Source organism: Salinibaculum sp. SYNS191 (genome assembly GCF_037338445.1).
Classification (GTDB): Archaea; Halobacteriota; Halobacteria; order Halobacteriales; family Haloarculaceae; genus Salinibaculum; species Salinibaculum marinum.
On record NZ_CP147838.1, the window covers coordinates 3,829,855 to 3,851,825 of the forward strand.

A 21,971-nucleotide genomic window follows, 5' to 3' on the forward strand; every position below is an offset into this window, starting at 1 on the left:
GTGCCGAGAACGGTAGTTCTTTTAGTACACGACACACCCGCTCAGGTATGGTGCAGCTCGGGCTGGTCGTCGCCCAGTTCAACAAGGAACGACCACTCACACAGGAGATGGCGGACCTGGCACGCGAGGCCGCCCAGGACCGCGGTGCCGACATCGTCGAGACCGTCGAGGTGCCGGGGTCGTACGACACCCCGCTGGCGGCCGACCGCCTGGCGCGCCGCGACGACGTCGACGCGGTGACCGTCATCGGTGCCATCGTGACGGGCGACACCGACCACGACCAGGTCATCGCCGACGCCGCGGCGCAGGGGCTGACGGAGGTCAGCCTCGACCGCGACACGCCGGTGACGCTGGGCATCACCGGTCCGGGCATGAGCCAGGACGAGGCCGACGCGCGGGTGGACTACGGTGCGACGGCCGTGGACAGTGCGATAGACTTGGTACACGAACTCGAATCATGACAGACCTCGACTTCACCGACCGCGTAGAACGCGTCGAACCGTCCGCCACGCTGGCGATTAGCAACAAGGCAGCCGAACTCGAAGCCGACGGCGTCGACGTCGTCGACCTCAGCGTCGGCGAACCCGACTTCGACACGCCACAGAACATCAAGGAGTCCGCCGAGCGCGCGCTGGAAGCCGGCAAGACCGGATACACGCCCTCGCAGGGCATCCCGGAACTCCGCGAGGCAATCGCTCAGAAGCTCCAGACGGAGAGCGGCCTCACGCAGTATGGCCCCGAGAACGTGATGGTCACCCCCGGCGGCAAGCAGGCGCTGTTCGAGGTGTTCCAGACGCTCATCGACGACGGCGACGAAGTCGTCCTGCTGGACCCCGCGTGGGTCTCCTACGAGGCGATGGTCAAACTCGCCGGCGGGAGCTTGAAGCGCGTCGACACCGCCCAGTACGACTTCCGGCTGGAGGACGCGCTGGGCGACCTCCGCGGCGCGGTGACGAGCGACACCGAAATGCTGGTCATCAACACACCGGGCAACCCCCACGGCGCAGTCTACTCGGAAGCGGCACTCCAGGGCGTCCGCGACATCGCCGTCAACCACGACGTGACGGTCATCTCCGACGAGATATACGAGAAAATCGTCTACGACGGCGTCTCCTACACCAGCCTCGGCACGCTGGAGGGGATGCGCGACCGGACCATCACGGTCAACGGCTTCTCGAAGGCCTACGCGATGACCGGCTGGCGGCTCGGGTACTTCGCCGGCCCGGAGGAACTCATCGAGCAGGCCGGCAAGATCCACAGCCACTCCGTCTCCTGTGCCGTCAACTTCGTCCAGCACGCCGGCATCGAGGCGCTGCGCAACACCGACGAGGCCGTCGAGGAGATGCGCCAGGCCTTCCAGGAACGCCGCGACATGCTCGTCGACCTCTTCGCCGAGTACGGGAAAGACGTCGCCACGCCGCAGGGCGCCTTCTACATGATGCTCCCCGTCGACGAGGACGACCAGAGCTGGTGCGAGGAGGCCATCGAGGAGGCACACGTCGCGACCGTTCCCGGCAGCGCGTTCGGCACGCCGGGGTACGCACGCATCTCCTACGCCAACAGCAAGGAGCGACTCCGGGAGGCCGTCGAGCGACTGGACGACGGCGACCTGCTCTGAGGACGGTCGCTGCCTAATCAGTTTGGTGGCACGCTCTTTTTTATCCGAACCTTCGTCGTAGAGAGAACCAGTGCGACGTCCCACGCCGGACACGAGAGGACTCGTCGCGGGACAGCCGGCGGCAGTCGCCAGGAGAGACAGTCGATGTCAGACACGATTTCACTCACCGCCGACCACGACAGGAGTCGCGAGCGGCTGTACGACGTCGTCGCCAGCGAGGACCAGTCGCTCCGGGAGAAACGGCAGGCAATCGTCGACGTCGGGACGGAGTACCTGGGTGTCAGCCTCGGCTTCGTCTCGGAAATCGATACGGAGTCGGGACAGTTCGAGGTCCTCGTCAGCACGGACGAGACGATACTGGCCGAAGGTTCGGTCTACGACCTCTCGCGAACCTACTGCCGGCGGTGCGTCGAGACCGGGCGCTCCCTGGCGGTCTCCGACGCGCGCAGCGAGGGATGGGCGGACGACCCCGCGTACGTGGAACACGGGCTCGGGTGCCATCTCGGCACCCCGATTCACGACGACGGTGACCTCGTGGGGACCATCTGCTTCGCGGACCGGCCGGAGCGGGAGACGGAGTTCTCGACTACCGAGCGGGCCTTCGTCGAACTCGCGGCGCGGCTTCTGGGCCGGGAGCGGGAGTTCGTCCGGCACGAGCGGGAGCTGAACGAGCGCGACGAGCGCCTGGACCGACGGGAGAAGGAACTGAACGAGTCCGAACAGAAGTACGAGTCGCTGGTCGAAACTGCGCCGGACGCCATCTTCGTGGCCGACATCGAGACGCGGACCGTCGTCGACGCGAACGAGGCCGCAGCCGACCTCGTGGGCGTCCCCGCCGAGCACCTGGTCGGCATGGACATGCACCACTTCCACGTCCCCGGCACGGACGACCGTCACTGGGCGGAGTTCGAGCGGTTCATCCTGACCGGCGACGGGACGATGAGCAGGTTCGACGACGGGTCGCAGGTGTCTCTCCAGCGCCCGGACGGCGAGCGGGTGCCCGTCGAGATAGCTGCCAGCACGGTCGAACTCGGGGACACGGAGTACGTTCAGGGCGTGATGCGGGACATCAGTACCCGCCGTGAGAACGAGCGGGAACTCCGCGTGAAGGACCGCGCAATCGAGGCGGCACCGGTCGGGATTACCATCGCAGACGCGAGCGACGGGGACAACAGCCTCGTGTACGCTAACGAGCGGTTCGAGGAGATGACGGGCTACCAGCGCAGTGAGGTTCTGGGGCAGAACTGCCGGCTGTTGCAGGGGCCGGAGACGGCACAGTCCGCGGTGGCGGAACTGGGACGCCACATCGACGCCGAAGAACCGGCGCGGCAGGAACTGCTGAACTACCGCGACGACGGGACGCCGTTCTGGAACGAACTGTCTATCTCGCCGGTCCGGGACGACAGCGGCGAGGTCACACACTTCGCGGGCTTCCAGCGCGAGGTCACGGACCGCAAGCGACACGAGGAACTCGCGGGCGTCCTGAACCGGGTGCTCCGGCACAACCTCCGCAACGGACTCAACGTCGTCCTCGCCCACTCGAGCGCACTCCAGAACCAGCTCGGGCCGGAGTACAGCGAGGCGGTCACCGCCATCCGGGACCGCGCGCAGGAACTCATCGCGCTCAGCGAGCAGGCACGGGCCATCGACAGCGCGGTCAGCGAAGAGACCGCACCGGCGGGGCGTGACGTCGTCTCCGTCGTCGAGGACGTCGCGGAGACGCTCGCGGTGGACTACCCCGACGCGGACATCGCCGTCGCGGCCCCCGACAGCCAGGCCGTCTACGCCACGGAGGCGATTCGGGACGTGCTGTACGAACTCGGGGAGAACGCCGCCGTCCACGGCGGCCCGGCGGCAACGGTCAGGTTCGAGGTGACGCCCGCGACGGAGTCCGGCGCGGTCAGGGTGTCGGTCACGGACGACGGTCCCGGCCTCCCCGAGTCCGAGCAGACCGTCCTCGACCGGGGCTACGAGACGCCGCTGGTCCATTCGAGCGGACTCGGCCTCTGGTTCGTCGCCTGGGAGGTGACTGGCGTGGGCGGTTCCGTCGACGTGACTGTCGACGACGGGACGACCGTCACGCTGTCGCTCAACGACCCGTCGGCGGTCGAGACGGAGGAGTGTCACCCGGCGACGTTCGGCCCCTGAGTCACCGGCCGCGTTCCCGCAGTATCTTCTCGATGATACGGCCGGTCGAGAGGAACTCCTCGCCTTCGGCGGCCTCGCGGGCCGAGGCGCGCACCACCTCGCAGTCGATGTCGCGCTCGGCCAGCGCCTGCCGGATGGCGTCGGGGTCGTGGTGCTGGTCGTGGCCTAGCACGATGACCGCGGGTTCGATGTCCTCGATTGGAACGAAGATGTCGTCGGGGTGGCCCGGTCGCGCGTGGTCGACCGGGTCCAGCGCCTCGACCATCTCGACGCGCTGGTCGCTCGGGATGACCGGCTTGGGTTTGTGCGTGACGTTGTCGGCGCGGGCGACGATGACGTGCAGTTCGTCGCCCATCGCCGCCGCCTCGCTGAGGTAGTGGACGTGGCCGGGGTGGAGGATGTCGAAGGTTCCCTGTGCGACGACGCGTTTCATCCGTCGAACCCCTCCTCGCGGAGTTCGCGGTCGATGTCGGCCTGGGTGATGTCGAAGAAGTTGTCCTCGGGCGGGTCGACGTCGAGCACCGGCAGGTCGAAGGGATTCCCGTCGCGGTCGAAGGCCTGCCAGTCGGTCTTTCCGTAAGGGTACCCGACGATGATGTGGACGCGGTTGCGTCCGAAGGTCATCAGGTCCTCGTCGCTCGGCCGGAGCACGCCGTTGGGATGGGAGTGTATCGACCCGGCGGCGCGCAGGTCGTTCGGAATCATGTTGGTGTCGACAGTCGCGCTGACCGGGTTGGTCTCGGTCCCGGGGATGACGAGCACGTCCGTGAGCACGGTCCCGTCCTCGTCGAGGCCCACCTTGCTGGCGTCCTCGCCCCGGAGGAGCCCCATGTACTCGTTTGGGTGGGACTCCTCGGAGGCGGCCAGGGCGAACTCGAGCGCGGGTTCGGCGATGCCGAGAATCTCGCTCGAGCGGAACAGTCCCATACCCCCTCTGTCAGTTCGCGCCCCTTCTAAGGGTTCCGGAGTGGCAGGCGGACCATATCGAAGAGTAAAAACGGGCCACCGCCGAACTACAGGGAAATGTCTCCAACGCATGGCACCGAATCTTCCGGTGTCGCGGTTCCCGACGGGGGACCCGTCGTCTACGACCTCGCTCCGGATTGCACGCTCGACGACCTCGAAGAGAACGGACGCTACCACGCCACGGTCAACGGTATCGTCGACTACGGCATCTTCGTCGACCTCTCGGAGTCGGTCTCCGGGCTGGTCCACTCATCGAACCTGGTCGGCACGTACGACGTCGGTGACGACCTCATCGTCGAACTCGCGGAGGTCCGCGACAACGGCGACGTGAGTTTCGCCGAGGTACAGGTCGCCGACTACGAGACCCGGAGCGTCGGCCACGGCCAGCAGGTTCCCGTCGCCGACGCAGAGAGTCACACCGGCGAGACGGTCCACATCGAGGGACGCGTCGTCCAGATAAAGCAGACGGGCGGTCCGACCATCTTCCACGTCCGCGGCGAGCGCGCAATCGCTCCCTGTGCCGCCTTCGAGGAGGCTGGCGTCCGCGCCTATCCCGACGTCGCAGTCGACGACGTGGTCAGGGTGACGGGCACCGTCGAGACCCACGACGACGGCATCCAGGTCGAGGCCGACACGCTCACCCTGCTCGAAGGTCAGGAGGCCGCAACCGTGTCCGACCGCCTGGCCGCCGCCACGGAATCGGTCGCAGAACCTCACGACGTGGAACCGCTCGCCGACTGGCCGGCCTTCGAGAAACTCCGCGATGACCTCCGGGACGTCGCCCGCCGCCTGCGCGAGACGGTGCTCGAAGGACGCCCCATCCGGATGCGCCACCACGCCGACGGCGACGGACTCTGCGCCAGCGTCCCGCTGCAGTACGCGCTGGAGCGGTTCATCGCCGAGGTCCACGAGGACCCCGAGGCCCCCCGGCACCTCCTCAAGCGCCTGCCGAGCAAGGCCCCCTTCTACGAGATGGAGGACGTGACCCGCGACCTCAACTTCGCGCTGGAGGACCGCAAGCGCCACGGCCAGAAACTGCCGCTCCTGATGATGCTCGACAACGGGAGCACCGAGGAGGACACCCCCGCCTATCGCAACCTCGCGCACTACGACGTCCCGATTCTCGTCGTCGACCACCACCACCCGGACCCGGAGGCCGTGGAACCGCTCGTCGAGAACCACGTCAACCCCTACCTCCACGACGAGGACTACCGCATCACGACGGGGATGATGTGCGTCGAAATCGCCCGGATGATAGACCCGGAGATTACGGACGACCTCGAACACGTCCCCGCCGTCGGCGGCCTGGCCGACCGCTCGGAGGGCGAGGCGATGCCCGAGTACATCGACCTGGCAGCCGAGGCGGGCTACGACGAGGAGCGGCTGCGGGAAATCGGGGAGGCGCTGGACTACGCGACGTTCTGGCTGCGCTACTCCGCCGGCCGGGAGTTCGTCAACGACATCCTGAACGTCAACTGTGACGACAGGGACCGCCACGAGCGACTCGTCGACCTGCTGGCCGAGCGCGCCGAGCGCGACGTGGACGAACAGCTCTCGGCCGCGATGGCCCACGTCGAGGAGGAGCGGCTGGACAACGACGCCCGCCTCTACCGCATCGACGTCGAGAACCACGCAAAGCGGTTCACCTACCCCGCGCCCGGCAAGACGACGGGCAAGATTCACGACCGGAAGGTCGAGGAGACGGGCGACCCCGTCATCACCATCGGCGTGGGGCCGGACTTCACAGTCCTCCGGTCGGACGGCGTCCGCCTGGACATCCCCGAGATGGTGTCGGAACTCACCGCGGAACTGCCGGGGGCCGGCGTCTCCGGCGGCGGCCACCTCGTCGTCGGCTCCATCAAGTTCGTGAAGGGACGCCGCGACGACGTCCTCGACGCGCTCGTCGAGAAGATGGGCGAGGCCGAACTCGACGAGGACCTCCAGAGTTCCGCGTCGCTGCCGGACGAGGTCTGAACGCGCAGTTCGGACCGACAGTCGACTATTCTGGCCCGAGTCACGGCGAGCAGACGCTCGCTCCGTCGAGGACTGACGGTCTCGACGGCCGGGCCCTCCCGCTCACCGCTGGTGACTGTCAGTCGTCCGGCGGTTGAATCCCTCCACTTCCTCTCTCGAATCGGAGCCGGCGGGCGAGCAGGAGCGCGCCGACGGCGGCGACGGCGACGACGAGTAACAGGCCGACGGGCGTCGGCGCTCGGGTCTGCCAGTCGGCGTCGAAGACGCGTCCGAAGTACGTCCCGACCGCCTCGCCGTCCAGTACGACGGCCACCTCGCGGTTTTCGCGGGCCGAGTGGTTGTTCCAGTTGAGGCTCCCGAGGACGACCTGGTCGCCGTCGACGACGACGCCTTTCGTGTGTATCTTCTCGAACCGGCCCCGCGGAGCGGCCATTCGGGCCTCCAGCGGGAGGTTCCGGCTGGCTGCCCGGTCGTTCAGCCAGGTGACGAGCCTCTCGTTGTCCTCCCGGACGTACCACGCGCTGGACAGCAAGATACGGACGCCGACGCCGCGTTCGGCGGCATCGAGTGCTGCCTGGAGGAACGGCGACGTCCGACCCCCGACGCTGACCTGCTCGACGACCAGCGTCTCCGTGGCGTTGTCGACGACGCCGACCACGGCGGACTCGGCGTTGTCCGGCGCGACGAGCAGCCGGGTACGGTCGACGGGGACCGACTCGGGTGGAAACCGGGTCGGATAGGACCCGGTGGAGACGTTCGTCTCGACGAACGAGCGGTCGGCGTGGAACCGGTCCCACGGCACGGCGTCGCGCCAGCCGGCGTCGGCACGGAACGTCGCTACAAGTCCGTCGACGACGCGGGGCTGGTCGGTGACGACGCCCCACCCGCGGCTGCTCGCGCCACCGACACCGGCCGGTTTCCAGTTCTCAGTCGTGACCAGCGCCCGGTCGTCCGCGACGGCGTACTTCGCGTGATGGAACGCGTAGCGTGCGCTGGGTCCGCCCACTGCTCGCACGTCGATGCCGGCGCGTTCGAGTCTGTCCAGCAGGCGAGCCTCGCGACGGGGGAAGCCGCCGACGGGACTGCCGTCCACGAGGACGCGGACGCTGACGTCGCGCCGGTGGGCCGCCACCAGCGCGTCGGCGACCCGCTCCGAGGTCAGCGTGTACGCGCCGAGCAGTATCCGGTCGTCGGCCCGTCGGAGGTGGTCGACCGCGACGTCGCCGCCGTCGGGCAGGACGAACGCGCGGACGGTTCCGGGACCGCCGGTGACGACCGGGCGGTCCGTCGCACCGAGCGGTCGCCAGCCGTCGCCCGACCCCGGCACGCGGAGACTCCCCTCCGGTGCGTCCTCGTAGGACAGCGCGTCGACTGTCTCGCCGTCGCGGACGAGGCGCAGCGACTCACCCGTGTTGGCGAGTTCGATGTCGCCGAGCGGGCGGACCCTGTCGTCGACGAGCGGCCTCGTCCGTTCGGGAGCCGTCGACAGCACGACGCGGCCGGCTGCGGTCACGTTCGGCAGCGCGACCGACGACTCGCCGTCGGCGATTCGGAACTCACCGAGGGGGGTATCCGGTGGGACTGCGAGCGTGACGAACTCGCCGGCGTCACCCGCCGAGACGGGGTTCGGGTAGGCTGCGACGAGGTGCGGGCCGTCGGAGCGACCCGCTGGGTCGGCCGCGGCCCCGACGGCGACGGGTGCTGCGACCAGCGCGAGTGCGAGAACGAGGACGAGTCCGCGGCCCATGGCCGGGCCTGGTCGGCCGTTCGTGTATAAAGAGTCGGGTGGTCAGACGCCGGCGGCCTTCTCGGCCTCGACCTGCACGATGTACGAACGGTCGTCGGCGTACTGCGCGGCGGCGTCGAGTGCGCGTTCGGTGCCGATCTGGTTGAGCGCCCAGGCCGCGCTGGCGCGGACCTCGTCGGCGTCGTCCGTTTCGAGGACCTGCTCCAGCGGTTCGATGGCCCGCGTGTCGCCGATGAGGCCGAGCGAGCGCGCGGCCACCGAGCGGATTTCGGGGTCGTCGGCGACGAGGCGGTTGGCGACGTGCTGGGTCGACTCCTCGCTGCCGATAGCGCCGAGCGCGCGCAGCGACGTCTTCTCCAGTTTCACGTCGCCGCCGCCGAGGAAGTCGTGCAGCGTCTCGCAGGCGCGGTCGTCGCCGATGCGGCCGAGGATGCGGATGGGCTGAACGGCGCGGCGCTGTGCGCGCTGGTGGACCGCGTCGAAGGCCTCCTCGGGTGCGATGTGCTCCAGCGCGTCGAGGATGTTCTCCTCCATGAAGTCCGACTCGAAACGGTCGAGTGCCTTCAGAATCGGCTGCACGTCCCGCATCTGCTCGTAGACCTTCACCGCGTTCCACTCCGCCGGGTAGTCCTTGCGGTTTTTCGGATTCAGGACGTCGTAGAAGCCCTGCGCGTCGAGTTGCTCGCGGACTGTGAGGTCGTCCCACTCCTCGGCGGCGTCGAGGTTGGCTTCGAGTTGTTCGGCGGCCTCCAGCAACTCGGCGATGGTCTCGGCGTCCTCGTCGGCGTCGAGCCCCGCGTTCGCGATGGTCTCCGCGGCCGCTTCGAGGCTGTCCGCGGCGCCGTGCTCGTCGTTGGTCTCGACGGAGATGCCCCGGTCGAGAATGTCGCTCGCGGCCTCGCCAAAGGCCTCCGCGGCGTCGATCGCGTCCGGTTCGCCGTCCTCGGTCCAGCGGGTGTCCCGCAGCGTCGCCGCCGCCTCGTCGACGATGTCGCTCACGTCCTCGGCGTAGGGACCGCGCTGGGATTCGAGGTCGTCCCGGAGGTCGGACAGGCGGCTCTCGATGGCCTCCGTCGGGTCCTCCTCGTCGTCGTCCTCGGGTTCGGGCAGGTCCGCCGCTTCGAGGTCCGATTCGATGCTGTCCAGGGTCGACTCGACGTCGTCGAGGTCGGCTTCTGTCTCTGCGGCCTCCAGTGCGTCCCCGGCGTCGTCGAGGCGCGTTTCGAGGTCGGCCGGGTCGAGTTCACCGGCGGGTTCGTCGTCGTCCTCGTTGCTCATGGGAGTGTGTGCGACGCTTCGGGCCAAGAGCGTTTCCCTTCACGAATCGAGTGGTCTAAGCCCGGCCGGTCCCAAGCCCGTCCATGAACCGCCGGAGGTTTCTGACGGCCGCCGCCGGGGTCGGCACCGCCATCGGCCTGGCGGGCTGTATCGGCGGCAGCGCCGACTCGACCGAGTTCGACATCGGCATGTCAGCGAGCCGGTTCCGACCGGAGGCGTTCGAGGTCGAGGTCGGGGCAACGGTCGTCTGGCGCAACACCAGCAAGCAGGGCCACACCGTGACGGCCTACGAGGGCGGTATTCCCGACGACGCCGAGTACTTCGCGTCGGGCGGGTTCGGGAGTGAGAAGGAGGCCCGCGAACGGTACTCCAACCGCTCCGCCGGCGTTCTCGGTGCCGGTGAAGTCTACGAACACGAGTTTACCGTCCCCGGGACGTACAACTACTTCTGCATCCCCCACGAGCGAGTCCAGATGCTCGGCACCATCGACGTCGTCGAGGGCTGACCGCGACAGTCAGTGTGCGTCTGCCGGCGGGGCGATGCGTTCCGCGTCAGTCAGACCGACGAGTTGCTCGCTCCGCTGCCAGAGACGGGCGGCTGTCCTGTCGTCTCTGGCTGCCGCGGCGGGCCGCTTCTCCGAACAGTGCGCGAAGTACTTGCCGCTCGTCCCTGCGACGTCATCCGAGACGCCCAGGTAGACCCCCGTCGCGGCACCCTGCTCGACGCTGGTGCCGACGCCGGGAACGACGCTGAGGGCCTTCATCGAGACGCGAATCGGCGCGGGCAGTTCCCGCGAGAAGTCGCTCCCTGGGACGAATCCGGGGTGGAAGCAGTTCGCCGTCAGGCGGTCGACGCGGCTGGCGAGTTCCCGCGTGAAGAGGACGTTCGCCAGTTTCGACTGGGAGTAAGCGGTCATCCCGCTGTAGTCGTCGACGGTGTCGAAACTGTCGAAGTCGATGCCGCCCTGTCGATGCACGCCAGAGGACGTCGTGACGACGCGGCCGTCGTCCGGCATCGACGGGGCCAGCAGGTGCGTCAACAGGAACGGTGCGAGGTGGTTGACAGCGAACGTCGTCTCGATGCCGTCGTCGGTGAGCCGACCCCGGCGGAAGAACCCGCCGGCGTTGTTGAACAGCAGGTCGACGGTCTCGACGCGGTCCAGCACGTCGTCGGCGAACGACCGGACGCCGGCCTCGGTCGCGAAGTCGGCCGCGACGAACTCGCCGGACCCTGCCGTCTCGTCGAGTTCGGAGACGACGTCCCGCCCGCGCTCGCGGTCGCGGCCGTGGACGACGACGTGTGCGCCCAGCCGACCGAGCGAGAGGGCGATTTCGCGGCCGATGCCGGTCGTCGACCCAGTGACGACCGCTGTCGTTCCCGAACAGTCCGCTTCGTCGACGCCCGCGCGTCGCTCCGGGGGACGTGACATACCGGGAGGTAGGGCGCGAGACAATTGACCGTTCCGCCGAAAATCGGACGTGCGGCGAAAGGGTTACTCTTCGGCTTCGTCGGTGTCGACGCCGACGTCTTCCTCGTCGACGTCGACCGCCGTCTCCTCTTCCGCGGCGACTTCCTCCGGTCGCGCTTCCAGCGTGGTCTTCTGAATCTCGACCCGGCGCAGCGGGTAGATGGTCTTCGCTTCGTTGTAGATTGCCGAGGAGAGGCGACCCTCGACGATGGAGTCGATCAGGTCCTCGAAGGTCCGCTCGCTGGCGGACTCCTCGACGAGGTCGATCATCGTCCGGCGGATGGCCTTCTCCTGGCTCTCGTCGGCGCTTTTCGTCGTCAGCGCGACGGGCTGAATCTGGACGCGGTAGTCGTCCGTCGTCAGCACCGTGATGTACGCCTCGATTTTCGAGGAGCCACGGCGGACCAGACTGCGGAGGTAGTCACGGGTGAGTTCGTGCTTGATGAACTCGGTGTACGCCGTATCGCTGGCGACCTCCGTAATCTTGAATTTCAGCTTCGTGTTGTTCTCGCTGGCGTCGTTGCGCAGGTCGCCAAGCGTCGTCTCGATCGTGCGGCCGAGGGCCTTGTCCGGTTCGTCTGCCGGTGTCTCGCCGAGCTTTTCCCGGTCGAACTGCTCCGGGGCAAGCACGTCGTACCAGCGTTTCTGTTGCTTCTGTCGGGATACTGAACGTTCGCTCATGATTGTGTGTCGTCTGTGGACGTTTCCCCGTCCTGGTCGGAAAGCTGTGCTGCCACCGTGAGGTTCACGACGTAGTCGTCGACCGTCGCGTGCAAGCCACCAGTCGTCTCCCGCTCTATCATCGTCACGACTCGCTCCTCGTCACTTCTCGTGTCCATCTCTGCCGTGTCGTCCGGGCGGACCGCCGCCGCGATTGCGGCCGCTGCATCCGCGTTGCCGTGTGTCGTCGTGATGCGTGCCCGTCTCATTGTGCCTCCCTGAACGCGAGGACGAACTCGGCGTCGTCGCCGTCGAACCTGGCGCGACCCCAGTCGTCCGTCCCGTCGCCGTCGCCGCCGACCGCGCGTGCGGCCTCTGCGACGACTGCGCCCGCGTTCGTCCCATCGTCGGCCAGCGCCGCCGCCTCGCCGTCCGCGACGACGAGGACGACCGGCTCCGGCGAGCGGAAGTCCCTGACGAGCCTGGCCACGGTACCGACGGGTGCGTCACCCTCACAGCGGGCGACGAACAGGCCGTCGTACCGGCCCGTCGTCGCACCGTCGACGGCTGCGTGGGCGCGTTCGCCGTGGTCGCGCCAGGCGGCCAGCGCGGCGTCGCGGTCGACGCTGCCGACCGCGAGCGCGACGCCGAGTCCCGGGTCCGTCCGCGCGACTGCGTCGAGTACGTCGGCGTAGCCGCCGACCGTCTCGAACGGCGCACCGGCGTACGGCCGGAGGAAGCGTTCGACGGCCTCCGCGCCGCGTGGGGTGGCGTCCGCGTCGCCAGCGATGGCGAGTGCAACCAGCGAGGCGACCCGGCGGTGGGTCGCGTCGTCGGGGTCGTCGGGAAGGTCCAGGTCGTCGACCAGCGCTGCGGCCGACTCCTCGTCCCCCGAGAACGGGCCGTGGGCCAGCGTCGAGTGTGCCAGCCCGTCGACGAGGTCCGTCGTCGGGACGGCCACGCCGGGCCGGCGACCCAGCCCGGTCGCTTCGGCGTCTTCGAGCGGTCGGCCGCTCGGAACGCCTCCACCCGCGGCGACGCCGGCGAGTGCCAGCACCGGGTCGGGGTCCCCGAACTGTGCCGCCACGTCGTAACCGACGCGGCTGGCGGACGTGTCGGTGCCGAGCGTGAGGTCGGCGGTCGGGAGCGGCCGGCCGAGCGCGACTGTCAGGTCTGCGTCGGTCTCCCGGACGGCGTCGTCGGGCACGGGCGCGACGGTCGCCTGGTAGGGCGTCGCGTCGCTGTCGAGTGCCCTGGCGACCAGCCCGACCGCGGCGAGGGCGTCGCCGTCGGCCGCCGCGACGAGGCGGACGAAATCCGCCTCGCGGAGCCGCGTGGCTACGTCGCTCGCGGCGGGCGCGTCCGTCTCCGGTCGACCGGCTGTGGACATCTATTCGAGGAGTTCGCGTGCGTCTTCGTGGCTGTAAGTGAAGTCCTCGTCGAGTTCGTCACCGCGGTAGTAGTTGACGAGGCGACGGATCTTCGACTCCGTGTTCTGGAGCGCGCGCTTGTTCTGGTAGTCCGTCGGGTTCGCCTCCATGTGGTCGCGGAGGCCGATGGCCTGCTCCATGAGGTTGCGCAGGTCCTCGGGCAGGTCCGGGTCGGCGTCGTTCGCTTCGAGAATCTCGGTGACCTTCTTGCCCGTCGCGAGGCTGACGTCCGGGACCGGCGTGCCCTGGACGCCCTCGTCGCGAAGCTTCAGCCCGATCTGGCTCGGGCTGTGGCCGGCGTCGGCCAGTTCGACGACGCGCTCCTCGATTGCGTCTTCGTCTACGTCACTCCACTCCGGTGGTTCGTCTGCCACGGGCTTGTCCGAGTCGGACGAGCCGCGGCGGCGTGAGTGCATTCGTGCCATTGTTGGGTTGGAACTGCACAGACCGCTCGATGGCAGGCGACTGCTGTCGCCGCGTGTTGCGTCTCCTGACGCGAACACTGCCGCAATCCCGAGTCGCCCAAGCGGACGACGAGTCAGATTTGCGGCCGTGCGTTCCCGGCTCTACCTTCTCCTTCGCTCACTAAACCGTTCCGGATTCGAGCGGGCCCGGGCGTTCGCCCTCCCCTGCGTCACGGTCCGTGTTCCCCGTTTACTATCCAGGTGTAATCAGCCACGCTACTTATCACGCTGAAAATCATACCGGGTACTAATGCGCTCGACCGTCGGGGGGCGGCACCAGGGGACGACCGGGGACAGACGAAGTCAGGCGACAGTGCTCGGTGCGGTTCTGGTCATCGGTCTCGTCATCACCGCGACGGCGGTGGTGGTGACGCTGGGTGCGGACGCGCTGTCCGACACCCAGAGCACCTCGGAACTGGAACGGGCCGAGAACTCGATGACGCTTTTCAACACCCGCACCTCGATGGTCGCGCTCGGCAACTCGCCGAGCCAGTCGGTCGAGTTCGGCCGCGACAGCGGTCGCCTGGAGAGTCTCCCGGACGCGGGGTGGCTCAAGGTGACCCACGCGAACTACACCGCCGGCGGCGACGACGAGGTGATGTTCAACGAGACTCTCGGCGCCGTCGTCTACACCAACGACGACACGAAAATCGCCTATCAGGGCGGGGGTGTCTGGCGCAAGCAGGACGAGGGCGTCGGACTCATGATATCGCCGCCGGAGTTCCACTACCGCGGGGCGACGCTCACGTTGCCCATCGTCCGGGTGAACAACTCCGCTGGGGGGGCCGCAGGGTCGACGGCAACCATCAGACGTGCCACTCAGACCCGGCGCGTGTTCCCGAACGCGACCTCGTACAACGTGACTGGGGACCCGTACGAGAATCCGGTCGCCAACGGGACCGTGAACGTGACCGTCCAGACCGAGTACTACCACGGCTGGGCCGAGTACTTCCGCGAACGGACCGAAGGGGCAGTCACAGAGTTCCCGAGCAAGAATCAGGTCCGTGTCTCGTTGCAGACCATCGCCGGGAACGTGGGCGATTTCGAAATGCCAAAAGTTGGCCAATCAATCGCCATCCGGGGAATCGGTAGTGAACACCCGATCAACACCTACAATATCACGCTGGCACCGGACAATAGTAATAATAAATTTAACAATCTCGACTGGTCGATGTACGCGGACAACGGAAACGAGCAGTTCGAGTTGCACTTCGGGACTCAATCCGCCAGTCCGGAATGCGATGGGGGTAACTTTACTGGTGACCTCGACGTGAGTCTCTACTACTACAACACGTCAGGAAGCGATACAATACACGAAGAGTGGCAAAACCAGACCGTCGACGTTTCGGAGACCGACGATTTCAATTGCCAAAGTGGGGCACTTGTTATCAACATCACTAGCGACACGAAACTAGAGATGGGTGACATCAGTGGTGCCACTGGCAGCGGGACCAAGTGGCACTACGGGACGGAGATCTCGAGCCGGAGCGTCGACAACGAAACGAAGTCGTTCACCTTCCACGACAATGGCACCGTTGATATGGGGGACTATTCGACCGGAGACAAAGAGGAACTCGGGTTCCTCGTCAGCCACTACTTCGGCTTACTGGGTCCACAGTTCGACCTGACAGTGGGAAGCGGACCTGGCGCAAGCAACCCCGTGAATGAAGATGGTTCCGAAGGGACACTGCTTTTCGACCAAGCGACCGGAACTCAATTTATTACGTTCCTGCATATCACCGAAAACGAAGTATACGTCACATTCGACTAGGGTGAAACTTCGACGTCGACCCGTATGAGCGAAATGTGAACTCGGCTCGGGTCCTCCATACGACAGTAGATTTCGTTACTGCTGCCGGTCACTGTCCCGCACTCGTCGAAACTGTCGTAGTCGTTGAGCATCTCCAACCACAATCCAGACCGGGGAGAGGTGACGTTGAGCGAGATGTTGGAGTACCGGCTTGAAGTGTCCGACACGATGAGAACGGTTCCTGCATCCGTTCCTCTTATTCGGGCTGTGCCGCCACCGATGCTCTGTGTCCCCCGTGAGCGTGTCTGGTAGATGGGGAAAATGAAGCGGTCATCTTGAACGACCAACGATGGCTTTTGAATTGCAATCCCGTTCGCACCGTCGTCCTGGCTTCTGAAAATCGTCCCAGCGGAGTACACGACGGTCTGGTCGGAGTTGGATGCTCTGTAGGTTATCGGATAGAGTTCGTACGAATTGGTGAAGTTATCGGCCGCTGTCGTCCCGTTGACTTCTATACCGATTGTTATGGGATTCGAGATATCGAGTTGCGCCTCTGCGAGTCGCATCTCGGTTGAGCGACTGGGCGCGCCTCGCTTGGCGATGTCGTTCATGTTCGTCGCCAGCAGATCGAATGCCCGTTCCGCGTTGTTGATCTGCTCCGTGTCGCGGGTGTCCTGCAGTTCGGTAAAGCCCGCGACCGTGACGACGCCGACCGTCGTGATGACCAGCGAGAACGCGAGCACGTAGCCCAGCACCTCGCTGACGGCACGCTCGTCGCTACGCATCCCTGACCTCCAGTTTGCCGCCGGCGTAGACTATCTCGACCGGGCCGCCCGGGAACTCCGCCGGCTCGATTGCGGTCGTGTTCGCCACGCGCGCCGTGACCGTCCTGTCCAGCGAGTCCGTCGTGAGTTCGAGCGACGTGTTCCCGCCAGCGGTGACGACCTCGATGCGATAGGACGTCCCGGCCACCGACTTCGGTAGCTGTGCCGTGACGTTCAGGGCGGTCGAGGACTCACCGATCTGTGCCAGGCGGTCGGCAGTCGCCAGGTCGGCCGCGAGGCGCTCGCCGATGACCCGGAGTTCGGAGTCGATGACGCTGTTGCGCTGGCTCTCGACGAAGCCACTCCCCGCGGTGAGAAGGCCGACGACGAGAATCGCCGTGATGCCGAGGACGAGCGTGTAGTTCAGCGTGACAGAGACGCCGCGGTCACGCATCGGGCTCACCCGGGGCGACCCGGACAGTCGAGTTGTAGTTCACGTCTGCCGTCTGGTAGTCGAACGTGACGTTCACGCTGTAGAGCGCGGGCGTGGCGAAGGGGTCCTCGGTGATTGTCGACGCGTAGTCGTCCGGCAGCGGCGGCGATGACAGCCCCGCGTCGTCGACCACCAGCGAGTACGTGCCGGTTATCTCGTCGGCGTTCTCGTACTCGATTTCGTACCCGGAATCGGGAGCCTCGCTGAAGTTCATCGCCGGGCAGGGTCTTCCGCCGAACGTCCCGCCGGTCACGTCGACGGTGACGCTCGGTTCGTTCACCGGGCCACACGTCGCCGTGCCGCTGCCGTTGTCGACCGCCACGACGAACCCGCCGGTTGTATTATTTATTGATAGTTCCCAGTCGGCCCCGTTGTCGACGATGAGCGTAAAGCAGGAAGTGAACCGGGTACAGGAACTGTTGGCCCCAGTGACGTTCATTGTGAACGCCCGCGTCCTGTCGACAGAGGACACTAGCTCCCAGTCGGCGTCGCTCTCGTTGTTGGTGAAGTTGGCGGTGGCGTTCTGCCGGATGAGCGTCCCGTCGAGCTTGCTGTCGACTGTCGCCGTGCTCGTCGCGCCCGTCCTGGCGTTCCGCCTGACCAGTACCGAGTTGATGTCTCTCGTCGCCGTGGTGACCCTGGTTTCTAGTGTCCCGTGTGAGACTGTCGTGGTCGTAACGTTCGTGTTCTCGTATGTCAGGACGTCGCCGACGCCGCGTTCGAGCGCGTCCTCGTACGTGACGACGTCCTCGCCGCCCGTCGTCTCGCCGCGACTCGCGAGGTTCTCGGTGAAGATGGCCGAGTTCAGGATGAGCGCCAGCGCCACGAACAACACTCCCAGCGCGAACGCGGAGACGATGATTAGTTGGGCCCTGTCTCGCCCGCCGTCGGCGAGAGGGTTCAGATGCGCCACACGACCACCTCCACCTCAGCGACGTTGTAGAGTCCGGTTCCTGATTGGTTGTCCATCAGGTAGTCGCCGGTATCGCCGACCGTCAACGAGCGGGGTTCGAGAACCCCATCGCTGTCCGCGTGGTCGTACAGCGGGGCCTCGTCGGTGATGACGACGGTCGTGGAAGCACTAACCGCGTTGTCGCTCGGTTCACCGCGGTAGAACATCCGCCGGGTCCGGTCTGCGCCGCCGACGTCGTAGGTGACGTAGATGTTGTAGGCGATGCCGCGGTCGTCGAAGGCCCACTCCAGCGTCCGTCCGAACCGGATATCCGGCGGGGACCCGCGGTACTCGCCGCGTGCCCCGTCAGACTCGGCGAACGCCGACCGGGACTCGTTGTAGTACAGCAGCGCGCGCTTCAGCGACCCGTCCGCGACGGTGGACGCGAGGACCCCCTCCGCACTGGCCTCTAGCTGGTTCTCGATGTGTTGGCTCGACGTACTCGCCGACAGCGGCGTCACCGCGGTTATCTGCAGCGCGAAGACGATGCTCGACAGCAGTATCAACCCCGCGGCAATCGCCTCCAGCGTCACCGCCTGCCCGCGCGTGTCCGGCACCGTCACCACACACGCACCTCCACAGAGACGACCGTTCCCTCCAGCGACGCGACGCGCCGTGCGGTCACGACCGACCCCCTGTTGTCGGGAACGTCCTCGCCCGCCTGCAGGAGAAAGACGTCGCTCGCGGTACACGGTCTGCTCGCCGTCTGGTTCACGACCGCGGCGTTCGTCGCGTCCCAGCACATCAGTTCGTTGCCGCCATGGGATGGCGACCCACGCAGCGTGATATTGACGGACTGGAACTGGTCCAGGTCCAGTCGCGCCTCAAGTGTCGACCCGTCGAACCCACAGTCCGACCCGGCCGAATACGTCCCGTTCAGCAGCGCGGCCGTGCACGGCCCGTCGAGCAAGTACGGCTCGGCCGGGTCGGCGACGATGTCCTTCGTCACGAGGTCTGCGACCCTGTTGGCCGTCACTGTCTCCTCCTGGGCCGTCTGAGTGAACGGCGTGAGGATGCCGGGGACGAAGATGAAGACGAACAGGACGGTGAGGAGAAAGACACTCACGCCGGTCGCAAAGTCCAGTGTTGTTTGTCCCCGCATAGTGTCTCAGTTGGTCTCGTGGTCGCGCTCCCCCGGTGCCCGTGCCGGGCACGCTGCCCCCATGTCTGCCCCTGTCGTTCCCGCCCGCTGCCGCGATGTCACCGACTTGGCGGACCCATGCAGCGGACTGATTTATCCCTTATGGTCGATTCGTTGAAACGAGGCGCGTGACGGCGTGTCGTAGACGGCGGGGTTCCGATGGGTTTAAGAAAACAGACCGGAAAGCGGGTACTGCTGCGGGCTCGTAGATCAGTGGTAGATCACTCCCTTGGCATGGGAGAGGCCCCGGGTTCAAATCCCGGCGAGTCCATTCCTCTTACGCCGGTATAGCAAGGGTAGAGAAATCTAACGCTAAGGTTCTCTGCCGGCTGTTAGCGGCATATTCACTTTGGGTAAACCGTCAATCGCCGGTTCCAATTCGTCCGTGTAGCGAACGCGGGTCTACGCCGTCCGGTGGTTTGGGCAAGGGAGTTTTGTCAACAGAGAATAAGGAGTCGTCGCTACACTCGGAGCGACAGCTGACGCGAAAGCCGAGCGCGAGCGGTGCGAGCGCGAGGACGTGGAGGTGGGTGGGCGCGGAGGGCCGGGTAACAGGGGTGGACAGAGAGGCCGACGGCCGAGGCCGAGGCCGAGAGTCCTCTCAAGCCGTAGCGGCGTCTGAGCGTCGGCACACGCCGCGAGAGTCGTGTCTGTCGGCCGGGTGGCGAGAGGTGGCCGAGTCGTGCCATGCCGAGGAGGGTATGTCGCATGGCTGAGGGCGCTATTCACGTCGCCAAGTGCTGGCGGTGTGGGTGGAGTTCTCCGGCGGCGTCCTCGGCGGGGAGCGCAGAGTTACACGCCGGTTGGCACGCCATCGAGTACGGCTGTCCAATCGGGGAGGTGCAAACAATCCGTACCTCGGAGGTGTCGGCTGAGTGACGGCGGAGCGGTGGCGGTGGCGGTGTCCGAATGGTCATACGTGGTGGGAGCAGTCTGCCGACGGCTACAGGTGTCGCTCTTGTGGTGAGGAGTTCGGTGAGCTAGTCGACGCAAAGGAGGGTGTGTCGGCATGAGTGCGGAGTCGTCGGGCGGCTCTCGGCCCCCACAGACTAACTCCGCAAATGCCGGTAGCGGGTCTGAGACGGCCGAGCATGAATCGCGGAGCAAGAGTCTGTGCGAATTACCGTCGCCTCAAGAGAAAGTCCGCGAGTTTCTGGACGGGTTCGGCGAGCGGGCGCATGTGCCACTTTCCACCGAACACGGGCGGTCGCTTCGGCCGGAGTGTGTCGAGCAAGAGTACAAGGAGTATACGACGGTCACGGACGACGGCGAGGAGGTAACACGCGAGGAGGAGGTGTCGGCGACGGCCGTACCGTTGTGGCAGGCCGTCGGTGAAATGTTAGAATGGCACGAACAGTACCATGAGAGTACGCTAAGGTTAGAGTACGGCATTGAGTCCGATCCGACGCATACGCTCCTCGACGTGGACTTAGAGAACAGTTGGTTCGCGGCATATCAGGACAAAGAGCGGGCGCGACTGAAAGCGTTAGAGCGTGAGACATGCGGGTTTGAGACGTGCGACGAGTGCGACACACGGTACTGCTCCGAGCCGGACGAACACGAGACTGAGTACGTGTCAGGGGCGTTCGAGGAGCCGGTGGTAGTTCTCACCGGCCGGACGGCTTCGGGAGCGGGACGGCCGCCGGTAGATCACGCGAGAGCCATAGCCGACGCATGGAGTGACGGCGTGCGACGGTCGCTCCGGTACGTCATGGACAAACTGGGCCTGGAGAGTTCGGAGTGGGTACGCTGGAGTCAGGGAGAGCCACATCCTGGCGACGGTGAGAACAGAGGCTATCACCATGCTCACGACATCATTATTCTGGACGGCGCGGCGGCCGAGGGAGACGTGACGGCGGCGACGTTCCGCGAGGTCATAGAGACGCATGTATCGGAGTGTCAGTACGCCGGGCCGAAAGCCCATGACTTGAACAAAAGCCGCGAGGAGTGGGCGAGCGGCGACGTAGACACGGTAGCGGTGAAACACGTAGACGGTGAAATCGAGGAGTCTGTGGCGTCGTATGCGGCGGCGTACCTGGCAAACGAAAAGGTCGATCTGCTCGAACGGCCGCCGGAGTACCTGGCATGGGCGGCGACAATGTGGGCGACGGGGACGCGAAAGGCCACCGGCACCGACAGCCGGACGCATGCTATTGAGGCCGACAAATGCCGACACAAGCATGCGACGGGCGAGCAGGACGTGGCTCACGGCGAGCAGGTGACGTATTCGACACGGCGAGGGTACAAGGTGGAGTGTGCCATGTGCGGGAGTCCGTGGGAGGTCGAGCAGGCCGAAACGGTGGTAGCGGCGAAACGGACGGCGGGGCCGGAGGTAGCGGCCGACGGTGGAGCCGTGCCGGGCCGAGAGACGGCCGAGCAACAGGCCGAGGAGGAGTTACGGGACAGGTGGCCCTCGGCGCGAGCGGTAGCGTCCGTGGGCGGTGAGACGGCCGAGCGAGAGTGTCACCACAAGGAGCCGGACACATGCCCATTGTGCGCGACTGAAACGGAGTCGCCAAATCACACGGTATCGGGCGAAGTTCCTATACCGGAGTCGGCGTCGGCAGAGACAGAGACGGTACAGGTAGGCTTCGAGCGGCCGCCGTCCTGGTCGGCGAAATGTATCATACGTGACGGCGAGGAGTTACCGGCGTCGGGCGGGACGACGGAGAAAGTAGAGTTGAATCTGCCGAGTGCGCCGACGCGGGTTGTGGCTATGGCGACGAGGGGCGGGGCAAAGGCGGTCTGTCAGGAGTGTGGTGCGTGGTGTGACAGTCCGAAAGAATACGTCGAACACGGGTGCGAGGGGCGCGTGTACGTGGGGTGGCTTCCGGCGACGGAGCCACCGGCCGAGGAGTCGGGCATGTCATACCGAGAGTTCTGTGAAGCCGTGCCGGAGCATCTACTTACTGAGTCCTCGTCGGGCGGCGATCTCGACAGCGAGGGGAGCGAGCCACAGCTGGGCGAGTCGGTGAGACGGTACTGTGAGAACAACAGTCCGACGGTGCCGGAGGTCTTGGGCCGGTTCGGACTGTCGCCGGAGCGGCGAGGTGAGGTCGAGAAGTTGGTATAGGTGTCGGCGTGTGACGCGGTGAATGTCTGTCAGGGGTGACTCTC

Annotated in this window: 21 protein-coding genes and 1 tRNA gene; 8 read left to right on the top strand and 14 right to left on the bottom strand. The window is 66.3% G+C overall.

All coding sequences use genetic code 11. The features are described 5' to 3' along the window. The first annotated feature begins 47 nt into the window (after window positions 1-47). The 3 genes from ribH to WDJ57_RS19855 all read left to right on the top strand — a co-directional run bounded on the left by ribH (window position 48) and on the right by WDJ57_RS19855 (window position 3,766). Window positions 48-461: a 6,7-dimethyl-8-ribityllumazine synthase gene (ribH, locus tag WDJ57_RS19845; protein ID WP_338902747.1), complete on the top strand. Its 414-nt coding sequence runs from the start codon at window positions 48-50 to the stop codon at window positions 459-461. Next, the gene (locus tag WDJ57_RS19850) at window positions 458-1,618 is read left to right on the top strand and encodes a pyridoxal phosphate-dependent aminotransferase (protein ID WP_338902748.1); all 1,161 of its coding nucleotides are present in this window, start codon (window positions 458-460) and stop codon (window positions 1,616-1,618) included. The genes ribH and WDJ57_RS19850 overlap by 4 nt, the downstream gene beginning before the upstream one ends. A 144-nt stretch (window positions 1,619-1,762) precedes the next feature. Then, window positions 1,763-3,766: a PAS domain S-box protein gene (locus WDJ57_RS19855; protein ID WP_338902749.1), complete on the top strand. Its 2,004-nt coding sequence runs from the start codon at window positions 1,763-1,765 to the stop codon at window positions 3,764-3,766. Between the two features lies 1 nt (window position 3,767). Here WDJ57_RS19855 and WDJ57_RS19860 read toward each other — a convergent pair whose 3' ends face one another. Both WDJ57_RS19860 and WDJ57_RS19865 read right to left on the bottom strand, forming a co-directional pair. Continuing rightward, a complete protein-coding gene (locus WDJ57_RS19860; RefSeq protein WP_338902750.1) occupies window positions 3,768-4,199 on the bottom strand; it encodes an adenylyltransferase/cytidyltransferase family protein in 432 nt (143 codons plus the stop codon). Next, on the bottom strand, window positions 4,196-4,693 hold the full coding sequence (locus tag WDJ57_RS19865; RefSeq protein WP_338902751.1) for a Mov34/MPN/PAD-1 family protein: 498 nt from the start codon (window positions 4,691-4,693) through the stop codon (window positions 4,196-4,198). Before WDJ57_RS19865 ends, WDJ57_RS19860 begins: the two co-directional genes overlap by 4 nt. Before the next feature lie 96 nt (window positions 4,694-4,789). Between WDJ57_RS19865 and WDJ57_RS19870 the strand changes: the two genes are divergently transcribed. Beyond that, a complete protein-coding gene (locus WDJ57_RS19870; RefSeq protein WP_338902752.1) occupies window positions 4,790-6,706 on the top strand; it encodes a DHH family phosphoesterase in 1,917 nt (638 codons plus the stop codon). Between the two features lie 118 nt (window positions 6,707-6,824). Here WDJ57_RS19870 and WDJ57_RS19875 read toward each other — a convergent pair whose 3' ends face one another. Together WDJ57_RS19875 and WDJ57_RS19880 are read right to left on the bottom strand one after the other, a co-directional pair. Beyond that, on the bottom strand, window positions 6,825-8,453 hold the full coding sequence (locus WDJ57_RS19875) for a phospholipase D-like domain-containing protein (protein ID WP_338902753.1): 1,629 nt from the start codon (window positions 8,451-8,453) through the stop codon (window positions 6,825-6,827). 42 nt (window positions 8,454-8,495) lie between these two features. Further along, window positions 8,496-9,731: a HEAT repeat domain-containing protein gene (locus WDJ57_RS19880; protein ID WP_338902754.1), complete on the bottom strand. Its 1,236-nt coding sequence runs from the start codon at window positions 9,729-9,731 to the stop codon at window positions 8,496-8,498. A gap of 83 nt (window positions 9,732-9,814) precedes the next feature. Between WDJ57_RS19880 and WDJ57_RS19885 the strand changes: the two genes are divergently transcribed. Beyond that, window positions 9,815-10,237: a plastocyanin/azurin family copper-binding protein gene (locus WDJ57_RS19885; RefSeq protein ID WP_338902755.1), complete on the top strand. Its 423-nt coding sequence runs from the start codon at window positions 9,815-9,817 to the stop codon at window positions 10,235-10,237. 9 nt (window positions 10,238-10,246) lie between these two features. On the opposite strand, the gene WDJ57_RS19890 is transcribed toward WDJ57_RS19885, so the two are convergent. The 5 genes from WDJ57_RS19890 to WDJ57_RS19910 form a co-directional block, all read right to left on the bottom strand. After that, window positions 10,247-11,161 carry an SDR family NAD(P)-dependent oxidoreductase gene (locus tag WDJ57_RS19890; protein ID WP_338902756.1) on the bottom strand — a complete coding sequence of 305 codons (915 nt, stop codon included), beginning with the start codon at window positions 11,159-11,161 and terminating at the stop codon, window positions 10,247-10,249. 63 nt (window positions 11,162-11,224) lie between these two features. After that, a complete protein-coding gene (locus WDJ57_RS19895; RefSeq protein ID WP_338902757.1) occupies window positions 11,225-11,881 on the bottom strand; it encodes a 30S ribosomal protein S3ae in 657 nt (218 codons plus the stop codon). Beyond that, window positions 11,878-12,129 (bottom strand): KEOPS complex subunit Pcc1, encoded by a 252-nt coding sequence (locus WDJ57_RS19900; RefSeq protein ID WP_338902758.1) that lies wholly within the window; start codon window positions 12,127-12,129, stop codon window positions 11,878-11,880. Before WDJ57_RS19900 ends, WDJ57_RS19895 begins: the two co-directional genes overlap by 4 nt. After that, a complete protein-coding gene (locus WDJ57_RS19905; protein WP_338902759.1) occupies window positions 12,126-13,250 on the bottom strand; it encodes a hypothetical protein in 1,125 nt (374 codons plus the stop codon). The genes WDJ57_RS19900 and WDJ57_RS19905 overlap by 4 nt, the downstream gene beginning before the upstream one ends. Further along, entirely contained in the window at window positions 13,251-13,715 is a 465-nt protein-coding gene (locus tag WDJ57_RS19910) for a 30S ribosomal protein S15 (RefSeq protein WP_338902760.1), read from the bottom strand. Between the two features lie 289 nt (window positions 13,716-14,004). Here WDJ57_RS19910 and WDJ57_RS19915 point away from each other — a divergent pair, with 289 nt between their 5' ends. Beyond that, the gene (locus tag WDJ57_RS19915; RefSeq protein WP_338902761.1) at window positions 14,005-15,525 is read left to right on the top strand and encodes a DUF7289 family protein; all 1,521 of its coding nucleotides are present in this window, start codon (window positions 14,005-14,007) and stop codon (window positions 15,523-15,525) included. Here WDJ57_RS19915 and WDJ57_RS19920 read toward each other — a convergent pair. The 5 genes from WDJ57_RS19920 to WDJ57_RS19940 are packed head-to-tail and all read right to left on the bottom strand — an operon-like array spanning window position 15,522 to window position 18,815. Next, window positions 15,522-16,289, bottom strand: a complete 768-nt coding sequence (locus WDJ57_RS19920) for a DUF7289 family protein (RefSeq protein WP_338902762.1) — start codon at window positions 16,287-16,289, stop codon at window positions 15,522-15,524. The two genes, WDJ57_RS19915 and WDJ57_RS19920, sit on opposite strands and share 4 nt — an antisense overlap. Beyond that, window positions 16,282-16,722 carry a DUF7266 family protein gene (locus WDJ57_RS19925; RefSeq protein WP_338902763.1) on the bottom strand — a complete coding sequence of 147 codons (441 nt, stop codon included), beginning with the start codon at window positions 16,720-16,722 and terminating at the stop codon, window positions 16,282-16,284. The genes WDJ57_RS19920 and WDJ57_RS19925 overlap by 8 nt, the downstream gene beginning before the upstream one ends. Beyond that, the gene (locus WDJ57_RS19930) at window positions 16,715-17,674 is read right to left on the bottom strand and encodes a hypothetical protein (RefSeq protein WP_338902764.1); all 960 of its coding nucleotides are present in this window, start codon (window positions 17,672-17,674) and stop codon (window positions 16,715-16,717) included. The genes WDJ57_RS19925 and WDJ57_RS19930 overlap by 8 nt, the downstream gene beginning before the upstream one ends. After that, a complete protein-coding gene (locus WDJ57_RS19935; RefSeq protein ID WP_338902765.1) occupies window positions 17,662-18,279 on the bottom strand; it encodes a DUF7288 family protein in 618 nt (205 codons plus the stop codon). The genes WDJ57_RS19930 and WDJ57_RS19935 overlap by 13 nt, the downstream gene beginning before the upstream one ends. Next, entirely contained in the window at window positions 18,273-18,815 is a 543-nt protein-coding gene (locus WDJ57_RS19940) for a DUF7287 family protein (RefSeq protein ID WP_338902766.1), read from the bottom strand. Before WDJ57_RS19940 ends, WDJ57_RS19935 begins: the two co-directional genes overlap by 7 nt. Window positions 18,816-19,053: 238 nt before the next feature. Between WDJ57_RS19940 and WDJ57_RS19945 the strand changes: the two genes are divergently transcribed. After that, window positions 19,054-19,125, top strand: a tRNA-Ala gene (locus tag WDJ57_RS19945). 738 nt (window positions 19,126-19,863) lie between these two features. Beyond that, window positions 19,864-21,927, top strand: a complete 2,064-nt coding sequence (locus WDJ57_RS19950) for a hypothetical protein (RefSeq protein WP_338902767.1) — start codon at window positions 19,864-19,866, stop codon at window positions 21,925-21,927. Window positions 21,928-21,971: the final 44 nt, after the last annotated feature.

Bases quoted from the DNA above. Each gene is read 5' to 3' on its own strand.
- WDJ57_RS19910 (WP_338902760.1), bottom strand. From the start codon at position 13,715: ATGGCACGAATGCACTCACGCCGCCGCGGCTCGTCCGACTCGGACAAG.
- WDJ57_RS19925 (WP_338902763.1), bottom strand. From the start codon at position 16,722: ATGCGTGACCGCGGCGTCTCTGTCACGCTGAACTACACGCTCGTCCTC.
- WDJ57_RS19905 (WP_338902759.1), bottom strand. From the start codon at position 13,250: ATGTCCACAGCCGGTCGACCGGAGACGGACGCGCCCGCCGCGAGCGAC.
- WDJ57_RS19915 (WP_338902761.1), top strand. From the start codon at position 14,005: ATGCGCTCGACCGTCGGGGGGCGGCACCAGGGGACGACCGGGGACAGA.
- WDJ57_RS19860 (WP_338902750.1), bottom strand. From the start codon at position 4,199: ATGAAACGCGTCGTCGCACAGGGAACCTTCGACATCCTCCACCCCGGC.
- WDJ57_RS19870 (WP_338902752.1), top strand. From the start codon at position 4,790: ATGTCTCCAACGCATGGCACCGAATCTTCCGGTGTCGCGGTTCCCGAC.
- WDJ57_RS19865 (WP_338902751.1), bottom strand. From the start codon at position 4,693: ATGGGACTGTTCCGCTCGAGCGAGATTCTCGGCATCGCCGAACCCGCG.
- ribH (WP_338902747.1), top strand. From the start codon at position 48: ATGGTGCAGCTCGGGCTGGTCGTCGCCCAGTTCAACAAGGAACGACCA.
- WDJ57_RS19895 (WP_338902757.1), bottom strand. From the start codon at position 11,881: ATGAGCGAACGTTCAGTATCCCGACAGAAGCAACAGAAACGCTGGTAC.
- WDJ57_RS19920 (WP_338902762.1), bottom strand. From the start codon at position 16,289: ATGCGTAGCGACGAGCGTGCCGTCAGCGAGGTGCTGGGCTACGTGCTC.
- WDJ57_RS19875 (WP_338902753.1), bottom strand. From the start codon at position 8,453: ATGGGCCGCGGACTCGTCCTCGTTCTCGCACTCGCGCTGGTCGCAGCA.
- WDJ57_RS19900 (WP_338902758.1), bottom strand. From the start codon at position 12,129: ATGAGACGGGCACGCATCACGACGACACACGGCAACGCGGATGCAGCG.
- WDJ57_RS19850 (WP_338902748.1), top strand. From the start codon at position 458: ATGACAGACCTCGACTTCACCGACCGCGTAGAACGCGTCGAACCGTCC.
- WDJ57_RS19940 (WP_338902766.1), bottom strand. From the start codon at position 18,815: ATGCGGGGACAAACAACACTGGACTTTGCGACCGGCGTGAGTGTCTTT.
- WDJ57_RS19885 (WP_338902755.1), top strand. From the start codon at position 9,815: ATGAACCGCCGGAGGTTTCTGACGGCCGCCGCCGGGGTCGGCACCGCC.
- WDJ57_RS19890 (WP_338902756.1), bottom strand. From the start codon at position 11,161: ATGTCACGTCCCCCGGAGCGACGCGCGGGCGTCGACGAAGCGGACTGT.
- WDJ57_RS19950 (WP_338902767.1), top strand. From the start codon at position 19,864: ATGAGTGCGGAGTCGTCGGGCGGCTCTCGGCCCCCACAGACTAACTCC.
- WDJ57_RS19880 (WP_338902754.1), bottom strand. From the start codon at position 9,731: ATGAGCAACGAGGACGACGACGAACCCGCCGGTGAACTCGACCCGGCC.
- WDJ57_RS19855 (WP_338902749.1), top strand. From the start codon at position 1,763: ATGTCAGACACGATTTCACTCACCGCCGACCACGACAGGAGTCGCGAG.